The following is an 18,055-nucleotide window of genomic DNA, read 5'->3' on the forward strand; positions in this document are numbered from 1 at the left end:
TTCCCGGTTACGAAAACCGCCTCTCTCAAAACACAGCTAATTACCAAAATTTATGCTGAAACAACCTGATCCGTTATATAGCAATGTATACATCGAATAAAGCCACACGGATCTGCGTTGTTGATCGCCAACCCAATACCTCAAATTTCAGGTAGCGGGCGTTTATCGGCTCGTAGAACTTAATATACTGGTAAGCGTTCCCAATGGTTAATTCGGTGATTCCCTGCGATGTCCAACTGACTCCGTCGGTACTGGAAAATACTTTTAACTTCGTAAAGTTATACGCCGCATTGTTGGTGTGAATGCGTATTCCGGTAATAGATGTCCGTTCGCTGACCATATCCACCGACCAGTCGAATACCTGCGGATTAACCCGCCAATAGGAAGATGTCATCGTATTGAGCATATTGGCAGGCGTGCCACTGACAAGCGGGGCATTTACAGTTCCGGTCCAGCCGGTTTTACTGGTAATTAAAGCGCCGGTTATGTCGTTGGCCACCGAAAAGTTATAACAGTTCGACTCGGTGGCATTGATCATCAGGTAAACGGCATTCAGGTTCGAACTGACAGATGAATTACCATTGCTTACCGAAGCGATTTTAACCGGAATCATATAAGTCGCCACAGCCAATAAGCTGAGCTGATCAGAATTAATGGAAAGGGTGATGCTGTCGGCAGATTTGGTTGCCCCTTTCGGGATGACCAGTTCTGTTTTGTCCATACTTAAGCTTACACCATTGGGTAGCGCCAGATAGCCTTCTCCGATCAACGAATTATCGGCCTCAAATTTCACCCGGAGGTTTTCCGGCGCCACATGTGTACACTGTACGCCAAATTTAACTTCAATCTGGCTGGTATTGGCGATGATACTCCCGATTGGCGTATTGGTCACCTGGAACATAAAGGTATTTTTTGGTGTATTTGCCGGGCTCCACGCATACGTATTGATGTAAACCTTATTTTCGGTAGCGCCGGTTACATCGAATGTTTCGTCCTCGCTGCACGACTGGAACAGGAAAGCCCCAAGCACAGCAACACAGATGACAATATATTTCAAGTTCAGTATCTTTTTCATATCGATAATTCTTTACAATTTTTACTATTGACTGCACTTATTCTTATCATCAAACAACCACCTGACGTAACCGCTTTTGTTGTACTGTATTTCGTTTTGCCAGGCTTTGCTCCAATCCATATCAAATCCGTTTCCGGTTGCGTCGCGGAAAATATGGCCTTCGCCTTCATTCAGTTTCCAGTAAGCCACCAGGCCTTCCGATTCGGGATCGACACCACAAAGGCCGATTTGCAGTTCGCTGGTCGACAAGGGGCGGTTCCACAGGCGGATTTCGGCGATACGTCCCAGAAACCGTTGTCTGTAAGGGTAAGACGAGCCCGGGTTTCCGCTGTCGTACCACGACATGCCCAGCTCCAGCCGCTGGAAAGTAGTTCCTTTGGTTCCTGCAAGTTCTGCATCTTTAATTCCGTCAACATACATGACATATTTGCTGCCGTCGAATGTGAGCGAAATGGTATACCATTGACCGGTGTTGAAGCGGGTTGACGAGATGAGTCCTCCGCCCGGAGATACCCATTGCAGGGAGTTTACGTCCTGACCGTTTTCGCCAAACCGAAGCAGGTTGGTCACCGACTCGTCAATCGGCGCAAAATTACTTACCCGGCTGATGGGTTCGTTTCCGGGGTGCCACTGGTTGACATAGCATTTTATTTCGTAGGTATACATGGGAAGATCGATCGGCGTATTCGCATAATAATTCCCGTAGAAATAGGTATTGGTCATATCCAGCGAATGAAAGTTAATGATGCGGGATACGCGTAAAAAGATGGTTTTCGACGCGGGCAGTACCTCCATACTCCCCCCGCTGACGCTCTCGATGGTAATGGGAATCACATAGGTGCGGCCATCTTTAAAATCTTCGGTCGATACAATACGTACCGTAATGCCGGTAGACGATGCCGTTCCTGCTTTAATAATTCCCTGGTTCCCGTCAATCTGTATAGCCGACCCCGGGATAGCATAAAAACTGGTTTTATTCCTGGCATTGTAGGCCTCGATCAACGAATTGTCCTGGGCAAATTTTACGATCACATCCTCCGAAACCTTACCGGTTGCCGAAGCGGTAACCGTATAGGAAGCCGGCGTGTCTTCAACGACAAACCTGACCAGCGGATTGCTGTCGGTTCCTGTTACCAGGATCACTTCTTTGCCATAGTCGAAATCGTCTCCTTTTGAGGTACAACCGGCCAACAGAAACATGCCAGTTGTAACGAGAAGGGTCAGTTTTAAATATATTTTTGTCTTCATGTTCAACTTAGTTTTATCGTTCTTGAATAATTCGGCATGTATTTATTTAACAGCTGGATTCATGATCTGAATAGCCTTCCGAAATTCGTTATAAGGTATGCCGGATGAAGAATAATAATTTCTCCCTAAGAAAAATACGCCGCAACCGCCTTTGTGCCCGTTTGCCGGTTCCCATCTTGCATAATCAAGAAGCTTGCCTCCATCAGCATAAAAAACGCCAAACGACTCACAATAAATCATCTTCTCGTAAGGGAAATTTTGAGGGTGATAAATCCCTCCGGTTTGATTACTGTAGGATTGGCTGACAAAATAGTCGCAGTAAGGAATTATGCTCAATGGAGGACGACTATTAAAAAAGTCCACAATAAGCAGTTTCTCAGGATCCTCGCCTTGAGGGCCGAAATATTTACCAAGTTCGGTTATTAGCCGTTCCAAATCAGCGCCGCTCCAGCCTTCCCAGTCGATGTCCACACCATCCAGTTCCCCATCGACCACGCTATTTACGATGAACTTAGCATAGGCGACAAGCGCTTCGTCGGTTAAACCGGTTTGCGACATATCATAATCTACGCCATCCACCTTAAATTTATGTCTGTAATGGGAAGCATCTCCATGCATGACAAAGCGTATCCCTTTTTTTTCCTGGCAAAATTTCATGTCCTGGTATGCGATCGGATGAGTATCCGGAGTAGGTATGCCCATCCAAAGGTTTACGATGTCGATACTATCGGGCAACCCCAGGAAACGCTCTCCCCAGGATGCCGGATCTTTATACCCCTCTACACCTTCCAATGGCGACCATGCTTCGTAGTAAGCATAACTTATCTCGTGGTCGCTTTTCTTGAAAACCCGTAGATTCTCATAATACTGTTCGTCGTATGTTTTCAGCTTTTGAATCTCCAAAGCTTCAATATCCGTTTCACAACTTGCAACAACAAATATTGATGAGATGAGTATCAATAAACCTAATATTTTCATTTTCATTGTATTTAAATTTTAGCATGAAACACCGAATTATTTTTTATCCCACCAAAGTTTCGTTCCACCCGTATCCTGGCCTCCCAATTTGGAAACACCAACCTGCACGCCTGCCGTGTTATTATTGTACTCTGACTGGGGAAAAGGGATTCGGCGGACCTGGACATTGGTATCAATGGCGCCGTTACTGTTGTTCGAAACAACAGGAATGAGTTTTGGATAGCCGGTACGCCGGAACTCAGCCCATCCTTCCGGGCCATCGGGGTACAAGGCGATCCACTTTTGAGTGATAATCCGTTCGAGGTTCCGTTCAACGGGTTCGCTCTCGTTCCAGGCAATCGTGATGTCGCTTGGCGCGGGCGCGCTAAAACTTGATCCTTCGGCATTGTCGGTAAACGGAATCGGGGCATTTACGGCATTGGCTATATAATTTGCCGCTCCCGACACGCTGTTTTCTTCGAATGAAACAGCAATCCCGTTTTCATAAAGCTCCTGAGCAGTTCCTCCCATCGACCAGCCACGCAAAGCGCCCTCCGCGCGAAGAAAATAAGATTCGGCTGCGGTCATCCAGACAATTGCCGTCGAGCTTTCGTTCACATTCAGATTGGAGATGTTATCGCCGACATAGCGGGTCCAAACCGAGGTAGAAATACCTAAGCGAACGCCATGATAAGCGCCGTCGGCTGCTGCCGGTTTAAAATAGGCCGGCAAGCGGGGATCGCTGTACCCGTTCATATAGGCATCCATCGAAGCGCTCATGCGGGCTTCCCCTTCATTGAAATTGTAGGCGATATCGTACAACGGATGGTAATAAACCAGGTTTGAAGAGCGTTGTAAGGCGGCTCGTTCATTTGTTGCGGTAATAACACCGATTGCGTTAGTGATGGATTTTTCTGCTTCTGTTTGGGCCAGCGTCGGATTGGCATAAACCACCCGCATGGCTAAACGCAGACGAAGCGTATTGGCAAACTTGACCCATTTCGTTGCATCGCCTCCGTAAACAAGATCATATTTCTGAAGAATCCGGGACGAAGGATTTCCCGCCACATAGTTGGTCAACACGTCGATGGCATCGTCGAGTTCTTCGAAAAACCTCGCATAAACATCTTCCAGCCCGTCATAATTATTCTGTAACGAGCCGCTGCCATAATTCAGGTAAGGTATCGGACCGTAGGCATCTGCTACGCGGTGCATGGCTGCAACCTTAACAACAGTAGCCAAAGCCGATATCTCGGGAAGTTTCTGTTCGGTAGCTACTTCCACAATGGATTGCCATGCAGGCATAACGCTCGAAAAACCGGAAGTAAAGGTTTTTTCAATCCAGTTTGTGATAAAATAATACGAGCCGTTATGAACCCCGCTATACCAGGTTCCGGTTGGAGCGATGTATCCGGAATAAAGGTCGCTGGTAAGACCCTGAGCAACCTGATAATCGCTGCTTAGATTGGTTCCGTCTTTAAACAAAACAACATTTCGCTGCATTTGAGTGAAAAACGCGCCTGTCTTCAGGTTATCGCGCGCCATCATCTCTTCTGTGGCCTCGTGCTGGTTGGTATTGTAATCATCGAAAGAATCCGTACAGCCAGGGCTAAGTAACATCAGTGTTGCAAAAAGCAGAGGCAACTTTTTCCACGAAAATATATTATTCACCTTCATAATTATTCTCAATTAGATTATTAAAATTGAACTTTAACAGAGAACCCGATATTTCGAAGGCTTGGAGACATGAAGTAATCAACACCTTGAAAGTAAGTTCCGGTATTCGCTGTCAACTCCGGATCGTAAGGCGCCTTGTTATAAAGGAAAAACAAGTTGCGGCCAACCAGAGAGACATGAAGTTCTTTCACCCATTTATACCATCTTTTCACGGGCACGTTGTATCCCAGGGTCATCTCGCCCAGCCTCACATTGGTGGCGCTGTAACAATACATGGAGCCAATTCCCCCCGATGCACCTCCGCCTACCGTTTGATAATAATCTTTGGCCGGGATGGGCCTTCCGTTGACCAGGGCCCCGCCGGCATCGCGCGCCTCAGCCGAGGCTTCTGATACGCCAAACGCATCCAGGATCGCCTGCGTATTGGAGACGACAATGCCGCCAACCCGCGCAGTAAATAAAAATCCGAGTGAAACGCCCTTCCAGCTTAAATTATTTCCCCAGCCTATATTATACTTTGAATTACTGTTTCCCGCGTAAACAAAATTATTCGCGTCGGCTACCACCACCTGATCGGAGGGGTGGACATAAATTGCTCCGTGTTCATCGACCCGAAGCGTATTGACGTAAATGGCCCCCATCGATCCGCCCTCTTTAAGAACCATCTTATAACTTCCGGTACCGCCCATATCCAGTTCCGACAATGAGATTACTTCGCCGGTTACCGGGTTGGTCCAGCCCGGCAATAGTTCTACAATTTTATTCCGGTTGAGTGAATAAATCAGGTATGAACTGTAATCAAGCTTGCCAAATTTATCGCTGAACCTGGCCGAAACCTCCACCCCTTTATTGTCGATCCGTCCCGCGTTCACAATCACGCTGGTATAACCGGAAGAAGATGACAGCGTGGGCTCAAAAAACTGATTGTAAGTACTGGATTCATAGGCCGTAGCATCCAGTTTCAGTTTATTTTTAAAGAAAACAAAATTCACACCGGTCTCCCACGATTTTGTACGTTCAGGCTTCAGGTCGGTGTTAGGCATCCGGGTTTGTGTTTGCGGATAACCGCTGGCAACGGCATAGGTAGGAATCGTCAGAAATAAATCCGGTTCGTTACCCACTTCCGAATAAGAAACACGCAGTTTCATAAATGGCATGATATCGGTACCGATGTCAAGTATGTCTGTTATGATTCCCGAAAGGCCGATAGTCGAATAGAAAAAAGATTTGGTATCCGATTCGGCCAACGTAGAAGCCCAATCGTTACGGGCTGTCAAATCGAGATAGGCCAAACTCTTGTAACCTAATTGTGCACTGGCAAAAACCGATTGTTTTTGTTTGCGGTACCCGCTTTGCGATGATTCGGAGGTAGAAGTGTTCACATTGGAATAGGTAAACAAATTGGCGACGCCGTGAAGTTTTCCCCCGTACATGTCCTGATTGTGCAGAATATCTTCGATACTCGAACCAATATTGGCAACCAGCCCCAGGGTTTGATCGTAGAAATATTTATTAATACTTAACAAAGCCTCACCGTATAGTTGCCGGGTTTCGGTTCCATTAAGCGAATAATACCCGTTTTCCGATGCAAATAAGATATTGGTAGAAGCGCTGAACTTTTTCTCATACCGGTCGTTGTTCCGGTCCATTTTAACCCTACCCGAGAGGTTCACCCAATCGGCAAACTCGTACTTAAGCGTTGCATTGGTCATGTAGCGCTCTTTGTGGTTGATAAACTTATCCCGCTCGGTCACCCAATACGGGTTCTGTATTGATAAACCCTGGTCGCCATAGGGCCAGAACTGGGTCTTGAAATTACGCGATGCATCGTAGCGCTCGTAGATTTCCACTTTCGAGAAATCGTCGCCCGGAGGAAACAGGTACACGGCAACCAGCGGGTTAAAGTATTGACCCTGTGAAATCATATTCTGTTCTCTCACGCTGCTGGTCATAAAGCCCAGATCCATCGTCATCTTATCGTTGAAAAAAACAGATGTATTCCTGACAGAGAAATTATAACGATCGTAGTTGTTATTGTGAATAATGCCCTGAGAATTTACTGTTCCGAACGACACATAGGTTTGGTTGTGCTCCGAACCGGTAGACAAGCTGACTGAATTAGATAAATTGACGCCTGTCTGGAAAAAATCGGAAGGTTTGTAGGTTGACGGGCTTGATAGTTTTTCGCCCCAACTATAATAACTGCCCGGTTCTATCTGACCATAGGTGTTCTGAAACTTAGGTAAAATCAATGGCGACGAAAACAGGGTTGTGTTGGCCAGTGTTACCGATAATTTCTCCTTTTGCCCTTTTTTAGTCGTGATTAAAACAACGCCGTTTGAGGCCGAACTACCATACAAGGCAGCTGCCGACGGACCGCTAAGCACCGAAATACTTTCAATATCGTCGGGATTGATGTTCGACACGCCATCGCCGGTTTGACCTGCACCGGAAAAAATATCATCGGGTTGCCCTCCCGACAGATTCGGCATCGGAATACCGTCGATCACATACAACGCATTGTTATTTCCTGAGATTGATTTAACACCGCGCATAATCACACGCGATGAACCCCCTACTCCCGAAGAACTGCTGTTGATGGTAACCCCTGCCACTTTGCCGGTCAGACTGTTTACAAAACTGGCATCCTTCACCGCGACAATCTCTTGGGCATCAATCTTCTGAACATGATACGAAAGTGTTTTCGATTCCCGCTCGATACCGAGGGCTGTGACCACTACCTCGCTGATACCAACCATTTCTTCTTCCATCACCACAACGATGGTAGACCTGTCACGAACGGGTACTTCCTGCGGTTTCATCCCTACAAACGAAAACAACAGGACCGCGTTATCAGGCACTTGCCGGAGAGAATAATTCCCGTCCATATCGGTGATCGTCCCGTTGGTTGTTCCTTTGATCACCACCGCGGCTCCCGGTATAGGAGCTCCGGCCGAATCGGTTACTTTACCGCTTACTGTTCTCAGTTGCTGGAACGAAGGAGTTCCCGGTTTTACAGCCTGACGTTCAATCAGGATTAACCGGTTTTCCATCTCTTTAAAGGTATATGGTAAATCTTTAAAGGCCTGGTTCAGAATATCGCCAATGGGTTTACCGGAAACATTCACGGTCACTTTTTGTGAAACATCCACATCATCGTTGTTATAAAAAAAACGGTAACCGGTTTGGTTCTCAATGGCAATAAACAACTCCTGAAGCGTAGTATTGCTCTTGCTCAACGATATACTGGTGGTTTGCGACCAAACCGAAGCGGTGGAATGCAGACAGATTGTCAAAATCAATAGCCAGCTCAGTTTCATGACTAAATAGATTTTTTTTAATTGCCCGGCACAAGAGTCAGGCAGTTTAATTAGATTAATTTTCATAAATTTGGATAGTTTCTAAAGTTAAACTTTGGTTTAATTTTTCAGAAAGGGGGGTGTTGGTCGCACTTCCCTTTCTTCCTTTTTACGAGTCAATCAATTCATAGGCATGTTTGTTTTATCATTTTGTATAAAAGGTAATTACATTGTCTTTGATCCGGCAAGCCACATATTTCGACCGTTCAAAATAAGATATGACTTCCAATATACTTTCACGTTCCACGGTTCCGGTAAAGTGACGGGTTTTTACCTGCTCGTCGGCAAACTCAATCTCCACATCAAACCATCGCTCCAACCCGTGTTCCAACTCTTCCAACGATTGGTTACGGAAAACCAGCCGTCCGTCTTTCCATTCGGTATCAGGCGACAGGTCGGCAAGCTCAACGACATGCATTTGCCGGCTTTCTTTATCGAAAACCAGCTTTTGGTTGGGTTCGATGATCGTCGATTTGTTGTCGCCGGTAACTTTCAGGCTCCCGCTAACCAAAGTAGCTGCCGTTGTCGGCTCACCAGCATAGGCTCTCAGGTTGAAATCCGTACCAAGAACTTCAATATCGATGGCAGAAGTGTTCACCCGGAAAGGATTCCGCGGATCTTTACGCACCGAGAAATAGGCTTCGCCGTCTAACATCACCTGACGGGATCCGTTTTTAAAGTTATTATTGAAGGTGAGCTTACTTCCCGAATTCAGAAATACGCGGGAACTATCGGGCAGCACAACGGCCGTTTTATCACCCAAATCGCATGTGATGGTCGTCAGCGTATCGGTGTCAACCCTTGATTTCGTTCCCCAAAAGTAAGCGGCGGGAATCATCAGGGCCAGCAACAAAATTGCAGCGTAACGGGCAAATTGGTAGATCCGGTTTTCCCGGGCTCCCCTTTCGTTCAGGAGAGACGTTTTTTGCAGGAATTTTTGAATTGCCTTTTCGATCTCGTAGTGGTCCGGGTTGTGTTCAATTCCTGAACTTAGCCAGATTTCTTTCAGCTCGTTAAATAATTTTTGAGTTCCTGCTTCTCCGATCAGCCAGTTGGCAACTATTTGTCTTTCTTCGGCATTTGCTTCTTCGGCAAACACGCGAATAATCAACTGATGGATGTTCTGTTCTGTATGCATAATCATGAGTATTCAATAGTGATGATGCAAAAACAGGCAAAAACCCTGTATCGGGGAGTAAAAAAAATCAGTTTCCGATTTTACGCCTTAGAAAATGCTGTTGAGGAACAGAAAAAGAAGAAATTCGGGCAAATAATCTTTCAGGTTTTTACGAAGCGACAGTAATGCTTTCGATAAGTGCATTTCAACCGTTTTTACTGAAAGGCCCATCATGTCAGCGATTTCTCCGTTCTTTTTGCCTTCGTAGCGTTTCAGCCTGAATACGGTTTGTTGCTGTGGCGGAAGCGAGGCAACTGCCTCATCAATGGTTTTTGACAAATCTTTCAGCATCAGGCTGTCGAAAGGAAGTTCTTCGGAAGTAAGGATAAAATGACTGTTTTCCGCAGCATTCTCTTTAAAAAAGTGGTCGAGATTTTCCTCTTTCTTCAGTTTTCGGAGGTAGTTTAGCGAATTGTTGCAAACGGCATGAAACAGGTATCCTTTCACCGACGACCGGATTTCGAGCGTTGCCCGGTTTCGCCAGATGTTGAAAAAAGTATCCGAGACTATTTCCTCGGCCACGTCCTTACGCACCACGTAACGCCGGGCATACGAGCAAAGCGGCACATAATATTTACGAAACAGGAAAACGTAGGTATCGTCGTCCCCTTCCCGAAGTTTTCGGGTAATATAGGTCAGGTTACTGTCCATTGATGAGTGCCTCTTTTGAATTTTGTCTAAACGCCGGCTTTCAACGAATTCCCGTTAAAGCTAAGAGGCAACAAACTTTCAACATTCGTCAGTTCTTCAATCAGTTCGCGGCTTTCGAGCAAAATACGGATGGGTTTTTCAAAGCGCGACTGCGTTTCAAGCATGGCCTGACGACAGGCCCCGCACGGACTTAAATTTTTAGCCCGCTCACCACGTTGGTCGATTGCTGTGACGGCGATAGCCACGACCGCTTTTTCCGGGAAATTGGAATTTGCCCAAAATAACGCTGAGCGCTCGGCGCAGGTGCCGATTGGCGATGAGGCATTCTCCTGGTTATTTCCGACAACGATGCTGCCATCGTCCATCCGGAGCGCCGCTCCTACCTTAAAACCAGAGTATGGAGCATAGGCTTTTTGGGCAATTTCACGGGCAGCCAGAATTAATTCACGATCGTTTGTTATTAACTCTTCAAGGCGACTGTATTGATGAATAAGAATTTTGATTTCTTTTGTTTTCATAAAATAAGTCTTTTCCCAAAAGTACATTTTAAAATGCACTTTCACCAGATTAGGCTATTTCAGGGTAATTCTTATTTTTGTCTAAATTTATATCGTTATGATCAGAAAGATTTTTGCAAGCTTTTTCCTCAGCATAATTTTCATCAGTAGTTTTTCACAACGCCAATACAGCCGCGAAGAATACATACAAACTTATCGCACTCTGGCAGTTCATGAAATGCAGCGTACCGGCATTCCGGCCAGTATCAAGCTGGCACAGGCTTGTCTCGAGTCGGCCGACGGGAATAGCGAACTCAGCCGAAAATCGAATAACCACTTTGGCATTAAATGTAAAAGCGACTGGACAGGCAAACGTGTTTACCACGATGATGATATGCGGAATGAGTGCTTCCGGAGTTATAAAACCGTGGAAGAATCGTTTGTAGACCACAGTAACTTTTTGTCGGCCAACCCACGCTATAGCGCTTTATTTAAACTGGAGATTACCGACTATAAAGGGTGGGCCCACGGCTTAAAAAAGGCGGGATATGCCACAAACCCCCATTATGCCGAACGCCTGATCCGGATTATTGAAGAATACAAGCTGTACATCTACGACCAGGTGATCGACGGCCGGCAACTGGCCCGCATCAGCAACAACAACGGATCGACCGGGACAAACGGGGGTGGCCCGCTGATCAACCCTTACGAATCACGAAAAATTGTTTTGCGAAACGGGCTTAAATCAATTGTCGTTAAAAACGGTGACAGCATCAGCAAGATAGCCGAAGAACTAAATATGAAAACCTGGGAGATCTATCAGTATAACGACTTCCCGAAAAACAGAAGGTTGTACGAGAACGAGATTCTCTACATCGAACCAAAACGAAATAAGGCGCATAAAAACAACAATGTCCATGTTTTTGAGTACGACGACAGCATGCACTTTATTTCGCAACGATACGGGATCAAACTTAAAAATTTATACCGAATGAACCGGATGAGCCCGAATACCGAACCACGCGAAGGCACGGTGATTTACCTGAGAAGCAGAAAACCTCAAAATTAAAAAGGATCTTCTTCATTTTACAGTGTGGTGCTCAATCCGGTGAAATCCCCTTAAGAAATCGATCGTGTTCATCCGCTTTTTACCGGCCAGTTGTAAATCCGTCAGGTTCAGCCAACCATCGGCGGCTGCAATTTTCAGGAATGTTTTCCCGTCAGACCGGATCGTTCCCGCAGTGGAGGGGGGTCCGGGCTCAAAGGTAGCTGCAAAAATTTTCAGCGTCAGAGCTTGTCCGGTTTCATCAGTCAGTTCGGTCCAGGCGGCCGGATAAGGCGAAAGCCCCCGGATTAAGTTACATACTTGTTGCCCGGGTTTCAACCAGTTGATGCGGCAATCTTCCTTGAAAATTTTCGGGGCCGGTTTCAGCTCATTGATCTCAACTTCGTGCTGTTCGACGGGCGAATAATCCCCCGCAGCCAGTGCATCTACCGTTTTTACGACCAGCCCGGCGCCAATTTCCATCAACCGGTCGTGAATATCGCCTACCGTATCATTATCGGCAATGGCTATTTTTTCCCGGAATAGAATAGCTCCTGTATCAATTTCGTGAGATAGCAGGAAGGTGGTGACCCCGGTTTCTTTTTCGCCGTTGATAATGGCCCAGTTCAGGGGTGCAGCGCCACGATACTGAGGCAGCAGCGACCCGTGCAGGTTGAAGGTTCCCTGGCGGGGCATACGCCAAACCGCCTCGGGCAACATCCTGAAAGCGACCACCACCTGCAAATCGGTATGCAAATCCTCCAACTCCCTGATAAAATCGGGATTCTTTAGTTTTTCAGGCTGCATGATGTGCAAACCTTTTTCGGCGGCATATTTTTTCACAGCCGATTCCTGCACCTGCCGCCCGCGTCCGGCCGGTTTATCGGGAGCCGTAATCACCCCAACCACCTGATAGCCATTCTCAACCAGGGCCTGTAAACTGGCCACCGCGAAATCGGGCGTACCCATAAAAACAATCCGTAAGTCTTTTCCGGTCATAAATTCTGCTTTTTAGGCAAAGATACCTGTCTTGGCCGAAAACCAAAAACATCAGCTTGTAATTGGATAATTGGTTATTGCGGCTTGAAGGAGTTTAAAAAAGCACCGGCTTACTTCTCCGGTTTTTGCTGTTTGAACTGGTCAAACTCCTTTTTCAGGCGTTCGTAGTGTCCGGGACCAAAAAGATAATCAAAATTTTGCATGTCCGGCAGCTCTCTAAGTTGAAACGGCATGGAGTCGGGCTGTGCAAAGTTGCCAAACTGTTTCATCATATCTTCGCGAAAGCTGTCGAAGTTAAAAAAAGAAGATGAATCGGGCATCATGTTTAACGTGCTGTCATTAAACCATTGACCAAACGGGCTCATTGAATCGAATCCGGGGCTTCGGAAAAAATCAGGCATCCTGGTGAACGGGCTTTGTCCTCCAAAAACTGAATCGGAAAAGAAATTTTGGAAACCGCCGTCAAACAGGTTCTCCATTTCCCTGCGGATAGCATCCAGATTAAACGTGTTCGAATTAGCTGAGTCTGAAGACCAACTCCATACATAAGTTGAATCGAAACGAATCAGGTTGCCGTTTTCATCAAACTCTTTGTTCACCTGGATTTGTTCTTCGGGTAGCTTTTCTTTTGTCTTTTCCTGGGCCAGACACAAGTTAACAAGCCCAAAAAAAAGCGCAAAGGGAATTAACTTTTTCATTGCCTACGAATTTTAAACAGCGATTAAAACAGGTTAATTAAGCACAAAACTAATCAATTGTTTTGCTAAAAAGTTTAAAAAAATATTAAACAAACTAAGCCTGCGCCTACCGGCGAACAAGTTTTTACGCCATAACCCGGCCAACCGGTACAATGAGCCGGTTGAAAGACAGGATGGAATAATGTACAGTTGCCGAACCATAGATCCCGAATACCTTAATCTTTAACCCGGCTAAACTGCAGGGTGTTAATCATCCAGTTCGGAAGCGATTTTTTCGGGTCTCTCCCTTTTAATTTCATGTACCACCCCAGTTTCCCAATGATTGGAAGTTTGTGTGTTTCAACAAACTCAATGGGGGTGCCGTCGGGATCGGAGATGTACGAAAAATGGCCGGCAGCAGAACCCATATCGAAACTATCGGCGCTGTTTACGGTGAACGGGAAGCCTTTCTGCTCACATTCCTGCTTTAGAAAGTCCATCCCGATGATATCGAAGCAAATGTGGATGTAACCCAGTTCGCCCCAGATCCGGTCCTGGTAGATCTTCTTCGGACGACGATCGAGCGGCTGGACCAGTTCAATTTGGGTGGGGCCAAGCAATTTACTGAATGGCCCGGTCCGGGGTTGGTGTTTCAGCAAAACCCGCCGATAGGTTTCATTTCCGCCGGGTAAGGCAGCAAAATCATCAAACCGACCGGTTTCATCAAAAACAACCTGATCATACTGAAGAATATCAGTATATACTTTTTTAGCTTCATCCAGGTCAGAAACCCCGATCACCGCTCCGGCCACACCTCCGGTCAGCGATTTTTGTTTCCTGTAAAAGGATGAGTCTTCGGTAATTTCAAAAATGTTGTTGTACGGATCGCGTAGGTAATAATGTAACCGACCCTGCGGGTCGTGGCATAATGTCCCGATGATATCCAGGCCTTTGGCCTGGTGTCCGTCAAACGCCTGCCTGATGTTCCGGGATTTCATTTTACAGATGTATATGCCGCAATCGCCCAATTGCACGTTAAAAACAGGAGGTTTGGAAAGCATATCGGTATGTTGCCAGATTTCGAAACCGCCGCCGCCTTCCATATTCATGGCCAGCGCCGCGTAGCGCCTGCACTCTTTACCGTTGGTGTACGGCAACATGAGTTTCGCGGTAGCCGTGTCTTCAAACACATTGATATCCATACCAAAGGCGCCACGATACCATTTCCATGCCTCCCCGGCATCTGCTACGCCGATTCCGATTTGCTGAATACCGCAAATATTCTTTTCCATATCCATACTATTTCTTGTCTTCATTCAGGACTGATTTTGGTGACTATTTTATAATATAAAGCCGGAATAAACCGCCGGATATAAACCATCAGAATCTCTTTCCTCCCCACCAACTGTTCTTTCCGGTTTTGTTTGACCGCTTTTATAATTCGGGCAGCACAAACATCCGGCGCCATTCCGTTGGCCTGCCCGCTATCCATCTTATTGTATGGCCGACCATCTTCCATGATCGCATTTCGCGAGATATCGGTCCTGATTCTGCCCGGTGAAATAATCGTTACATTAATCTTTTCGTTGAACAACTCAGCCCTCAGCGCTTCAAAATAGCCCTGAACCGCGTGTTTTGACGCCGTATAGGCTGTTCGCATCGGGAAGCCGAATTTCCCGGAAATACTGCTGATCACAACAAGATGCCCGGATTTATTTTTAATCATATGCGGCAATACCAGTTTGGTTAGCGCCACCACACTGAAAAAGTTAAGTTCCATGATGACCCGGTCGATCTCCAGCGGTGTTTCTTTCGCCAGCGAACGTTGGCTCCGGCCGGCATTATTAACCAGCACATCGATGCGGCCGGCTTGCTCCAAAACTGCATTTACCACACGGCTCAAGCCATTAACATCTGAAAGATCGGCCGGTTGCACCCAACAGTTTGAGGTGAATGTTAAACATTTGGCTTTTACCTGCTCAAGCTTTTCCGCATTACGGGCCGACAACACCGGGAATGCCCCTTCGCGGGCAAAGGCATAAGCCAGATCTTCGCCGATTCCGGATGATGCCCCTGTAATCCAGACCACTTTATTCTGAAGGTTTCTCATATCGTTTCCGGTTCGTTTAACGAACAAAAGTTGCGAATAAAAAATCGAAATTCATACCTAATCCCGTAATTTCTCATCCCGTTCAACAGGTATACCCTGAAGCAGTACGATCATCCGGCGGTTTATGCTTTTAAAAACTCATCTCTGCTCTGAGCCTGATACCTCCATTATCCGTAAAATCCCTGTTTTTATACTCCGGGTTAAGTTGATGAACGTATTCGACACGTAAGACCTTAAAAATATTGGTTACGCCAAATCCAATTTCGGCGTAAGGCGATTTAAAGTCGTTCGTATAATAGCCGGGCAAATCGAACACCCCTTTATACGAGTCGTCCAGTTTGCCGTGGTGAAATTTAAAAGAAAGAATTTCGCGTAATTTCATCTTCCTGACAACCGGAAGCCGGTTAAGAATCACCCCTCCACCGTTAAAATGCAGGTGCGTGTTGGTGTACAAATTGTGGGCAAACGATGCAAAATGCAGCAGGTTAAACCGGTCTTTCGCGTAACCGAGCGACATGGAGCCGACCGGCTGATCGAGCAAGTCGTACGGCGCGTCGCCAAATAAATAACCCGCGTTAAGAATATAATTCATAAAGATCTGCCCCATATTGATCCGTCCCTGCACCGACCCGTGAAACTGAGCATAAAATCCGGAATTTTTCATACGCTCGCCAGGCAGCAGGGTTTGCCCGATGTCCCAGCTCAGATTAACAACCGGTATCGGATTCACATAATACACCCGGTCGAAATAATACTTATCGTAGTGCTGTCCAAATGTAAACCGGACATCGAACAACACGCCATAGTTCTTATAGCTGTTGTATACTTCTGCGCCGCGCATAAATGATACAGCAGGCGTACTTTTGCTCGACAACAGGTAAGGAGAAGCTTCCAGGTGGGTACCGCTCGGCGAATTGTATTCCATCCGCAATTCAAAGCTTTCTTCATCTTTCAGATACGGATTGTCTTCCCTGCTGGTGAAGATGGCAATGAAATTCCCCGTCCCCTTGTTGTTCGGATTGTTTTTAATGAAACGGAGGTACTTGTCCTGTGAAACCAGCGCATAGTCGTTTGAATAATTAAACCTGAAAATAAACTTATCGGTTTTCAAAGGCTGATAAATCAGGTTTCCTCCAAACTGAAACTCTTCGTTCCGGGTGCCATAGCCCAAAAATCCGCCAACCGAAAAATTCTTAAACAATTTTTCACTGGTTCGCAACGGTACCGAGAAACGGCTTCCCTCGATGGTATTGGTACTGTAAATATCGTAAACAGGCCCGACATCGATTTTTCCGGCATTGAAATAGCTGGTCAGAACCATCCCGCCGATCGCGTCGATGCCTTTCACCACATCATGCTCTTTGATCTTGTCAACATGGGCATAGGAGTCCGTTTCCGGTTTTCGGGAAGCAAATTCAGGTTGATTTTTCCACATGCCTGCATTCACCTGTTCCAGGCGTTCGGAAGTCGAATAACGGGTTGACCGGCTGATCAGCCAATTGCCGCTCGATACCTGCTCAACGCGTTTCGAACTGTAATTCGATACCGAATCTTTATTTATGGTCAATGCCAGGTTGACATCGATTTTTTGCTCATGGTAAAACCATCTGCCATCGGGAAGTTTACTATATGAAACGTTTCCCTGAAAACCGTTTACAAAATTCAGGTTGGCCTCCCTGGGAATATAGGCGTCAATCCGGGTTAAGGCAAAACTGCCGTCTTCAATCACAAACTGACCGGAAAACAGTTGGTTATATTTGTTTTTAGGAGCATACGAAAAGTTAAAATACTTCGTACTGTCAATCATCACACTGTCATTCAGATACAGGTTATAGTGCGACAAAGCCGAATTGCTCAGCGGCGAGATAAAGCCCCGGTCCAGAATCACAACCTGGTCCTTGTAAAAATCCAGATCAACAACCACATTCTTCAGGATGACGCTTTCAAACGCCTGGTTCAACCGGGGAAAAATGCTGTTCTTTTTATGATGAACAACTTCAGCCTGATTACCGGCAACATCGCGCGCCTGCTCGAACAGGTAAACGGGCGAAAACCTCATGTCCTGATTATCGATCTTAACAGTAACATCGTCGAGGTTGCCAAATGAGCGGATCATCCGGGAGGTGGTATCCACGGCAATGTACACGGTGGTGCTCTCCACCGCTTTATAGTCTGCCATGGCAAGCACTTTTTCCCGGTTTTCCTTTTTGTGCCGGAGAATTTCGTTAAACAACACCCTGGCCCGGGGAATTTCTGGCCTTACTGTTACTTCGTCAATTAAGCGCACATCCCGCTCAAGGAAAACCGTCAGCCGTTTACCATCCGTCCCCCTAACCGGTATTTCCTTCGGAATATAACCCACCGACGAAAAACTGATGGTATCCTTATTCGATGTCAGGAGCTTAAAAAAACCATTGAGATCCGACATCGTCCCCCGCTGTGTTCCTTTAATCCAGACATTCGCAAAAGGAATCGGTTCTTTATTCCCCGCATCTTCAATGTAACCCGAAACCTCCTGCGCAAAGATACCCTGGCCGGCAAAAGTGATTAAAACAAGTATAGCAAACCGAAACAACAACATAT

Annotated in this window: 14 protein-coding genes; 1 reads left to right on the forward strand and 13 read right to left on the reverse strand. The window is 46.3% G+C overall.

What is annotated here, in order from left to right; all coding sequences use genetic code 11:
* Nucleotides 1-73: 73 nt before the first annotated feature.
* From AC6H3C_RS19615 to AC6H3C_RS19650, 8 genes are all read right to left on the reverse strand, one after another.
* Nucleotides 74-1,075 (reverse strand): BT_3987 domain-containing protein, encoded by a 1,002-nt coding sequence (locus AC6H3C_RS19615; protein ID WP_497517214.1) that lies wholly within the window; start codon nt 1,073-1,075, stop codon nt 74-76.
* A gap of 24 nt (nt 1,076-1,099) precedes the next feature.
* A complete protein-coding gene (locus AC6H3C_RS19620; RefSeq protein WP_497517215.1) occupies nt 1,100-2,323 on the reverse strand; it encodes a BT_3987 domain-containing protein in 1,224 nt (407 codons plus the stop codon).
* A gap of 42 nt (nt 2,324-2,365) precedes the next feature.
* Entirely contained in the window at nt 2,366-3,307 is a 942-nt protein-coding gene (locus AC6H3C_RS19625) for a glycoside hydrolase family 18 (protein WP_497517216.1), read from the reverse strand.
* Nucleotides 3,308-3,337: 30 nt separating this feature from the next.
* The gene (locus AC6H3C_RS19630; RefSeq protein ID WP_497517217.1) at nt 3,338-4,957 is read right to left on the reverse strand and encodes a RagB/SusD family nutrient uptake outer membrane protein; all 1,620 of its coding nucleotides are present in this window, start codon (nt 4,955-4,957) and stop codon (nt 3,338-3,340) included.
* 20 nt (nt 4,958-4,977) lie between these two features.
* The gene (locus AC6H3C_RS19635) at nt 4,978-8,343 is read right to left on the reverse strand and encodes a SusC/RagA family TonB-linked outer membrane protein (RefSeq protein WP_497517218.1); all 3,366 of its coding nucleotides are present in this window, start codon (nt 8,341-8,343) and stop codon (nt 4,978-4,980) included.
* 118 nt (nt 8,344-8,461) lie between these two features.
* Nucleotides 8,462-9,454 (reverse strand): FecR family protein, encoded by a 993-nt coding sequence (locus tag AC6H3C_RS19640; protein ID WP_497517219.1) that lies wholly within the window; start codon nt 9,452-9,454, stop codon nt 8,462-8,464.
* An 87-nt stretch (nt 9,455-9,541) separates the two neighbouring features.
* Nucleotides 9,542-10,144 carry an RNA polymerase sigma-70 factor gene (locus AC6H3C_RS19645; protein ID WP_497517220.1) on the reverse strand — a complete coding sequence of 201 codons (603 nt, stop codon included), beginning with the start codon at nt 10,142-10,144 and terminating at the stop codon, nt 9,542-9,544.
* Between the two features lie 26 nt (nt 10,145-10,170).
* Entirely contained in the window at nt 10,171-10,662 is a 492-nt protein-coding gene (locus AC6H3C_RS19650; protein WP_497517222.1) for a cytidine deaminase, read from the reverse strand.
* Between the two features lie 97 nt (nt 10,663-10,759).
* Here AC6H3C_RS19650 and AC6H3C_RS19655 point away from each other — a divergent pair, with 97 nt between their 5' ends.
* Nucleotides 10,760-11,710 carry a glycoside hydrolase family 73 protein gene (locus AC6H3C_RS19655; RefSeq protein WP_497517223.1) on the forward strand — a complete coding sequence of 317 codons (951 nt, stop codon included), beginning with the start codon at nt 10,760-10,762 and terminating at the stop codon, nt 11,708-11,710.
* A 12-nt stretch (nt 11,711-11,722) separates the two neighbouring features.
* Here AC6H3C_RS19655 and fmt read toward each other — a convergent pair whose 3' ends face one another.
* The 5 genes from fmt to AC6H3C_RS19680 form a co-directional block, all read right to left on the reverse strand.
* Nucleotides 11,723-12,685 (reverse strand): methionyl-tRNA formyltransferase, encoded by a 963-nt coding sequence (gene fmt / locus AC6H3C_RS19660; RefSeq protein WP_497517224.1) that lies wholly within the window; start codon nt 12,683-12,685, stop codon nt 11,723-11,725.
* Between the two features lie 110 nt (nt 12,686-12,795).
* Nucleotides 12,796-13,383 carry a hypothetical protein gene (locus tag AC6H3C_RS19665; RefSeq protein ID WP_497517225.1) on the reverse strand — a complete coding sequence of 196 codons (588 nt, stop codon included), beginning with the start codon at nt 13,381-13,383 and terminating at the stop codon, nt 12,796-12,798.
* 215 nt (nt 13,384-13,598) lie between these two features.
* On the reverse strand, nt 13,599-14,654 hold the full coding sequence (locus AC6H3C_RS19670) for a VOC family protein (protein WP_497521284.1): 1,056 nt from the start codon (nt 14,652-14,654) through the stop codon (nt 13,599-13,601).
* 20 nt (nt 14,655-14,674) lie between these two features.
* Nucleotides 14,675-15,472 carry an SDR family oxidoreductase gene (locus AC6H3C_RS19675; protein ID WP_497517226.1) on the reverse strand — a complete coding sequence of 266 codons (798 nt, stop codon included), beginning with the start codon at nt 15,470-15,472 and terminating at the stop codon, nt 14,675-14,677.
* 130 nt (nt 15,473-15,602) lie between these two features.
* Entirely contained in the window at nt 15,603-18,053 is a 2,451-nt protein-coding gene (locus AC6H3C_RS19680; protein WP_497517227.1) for a DUF5686 and carboxypeptidase-like regulatory domain-containing protein, read from the reverse strand.
* Nucleotides 18,054-18,055: the final 2 nt, after the last annotated feature.

The sequence above is a fragment of the Gaoshiqia sp. US2 genome (assembly GCF_059705485.1).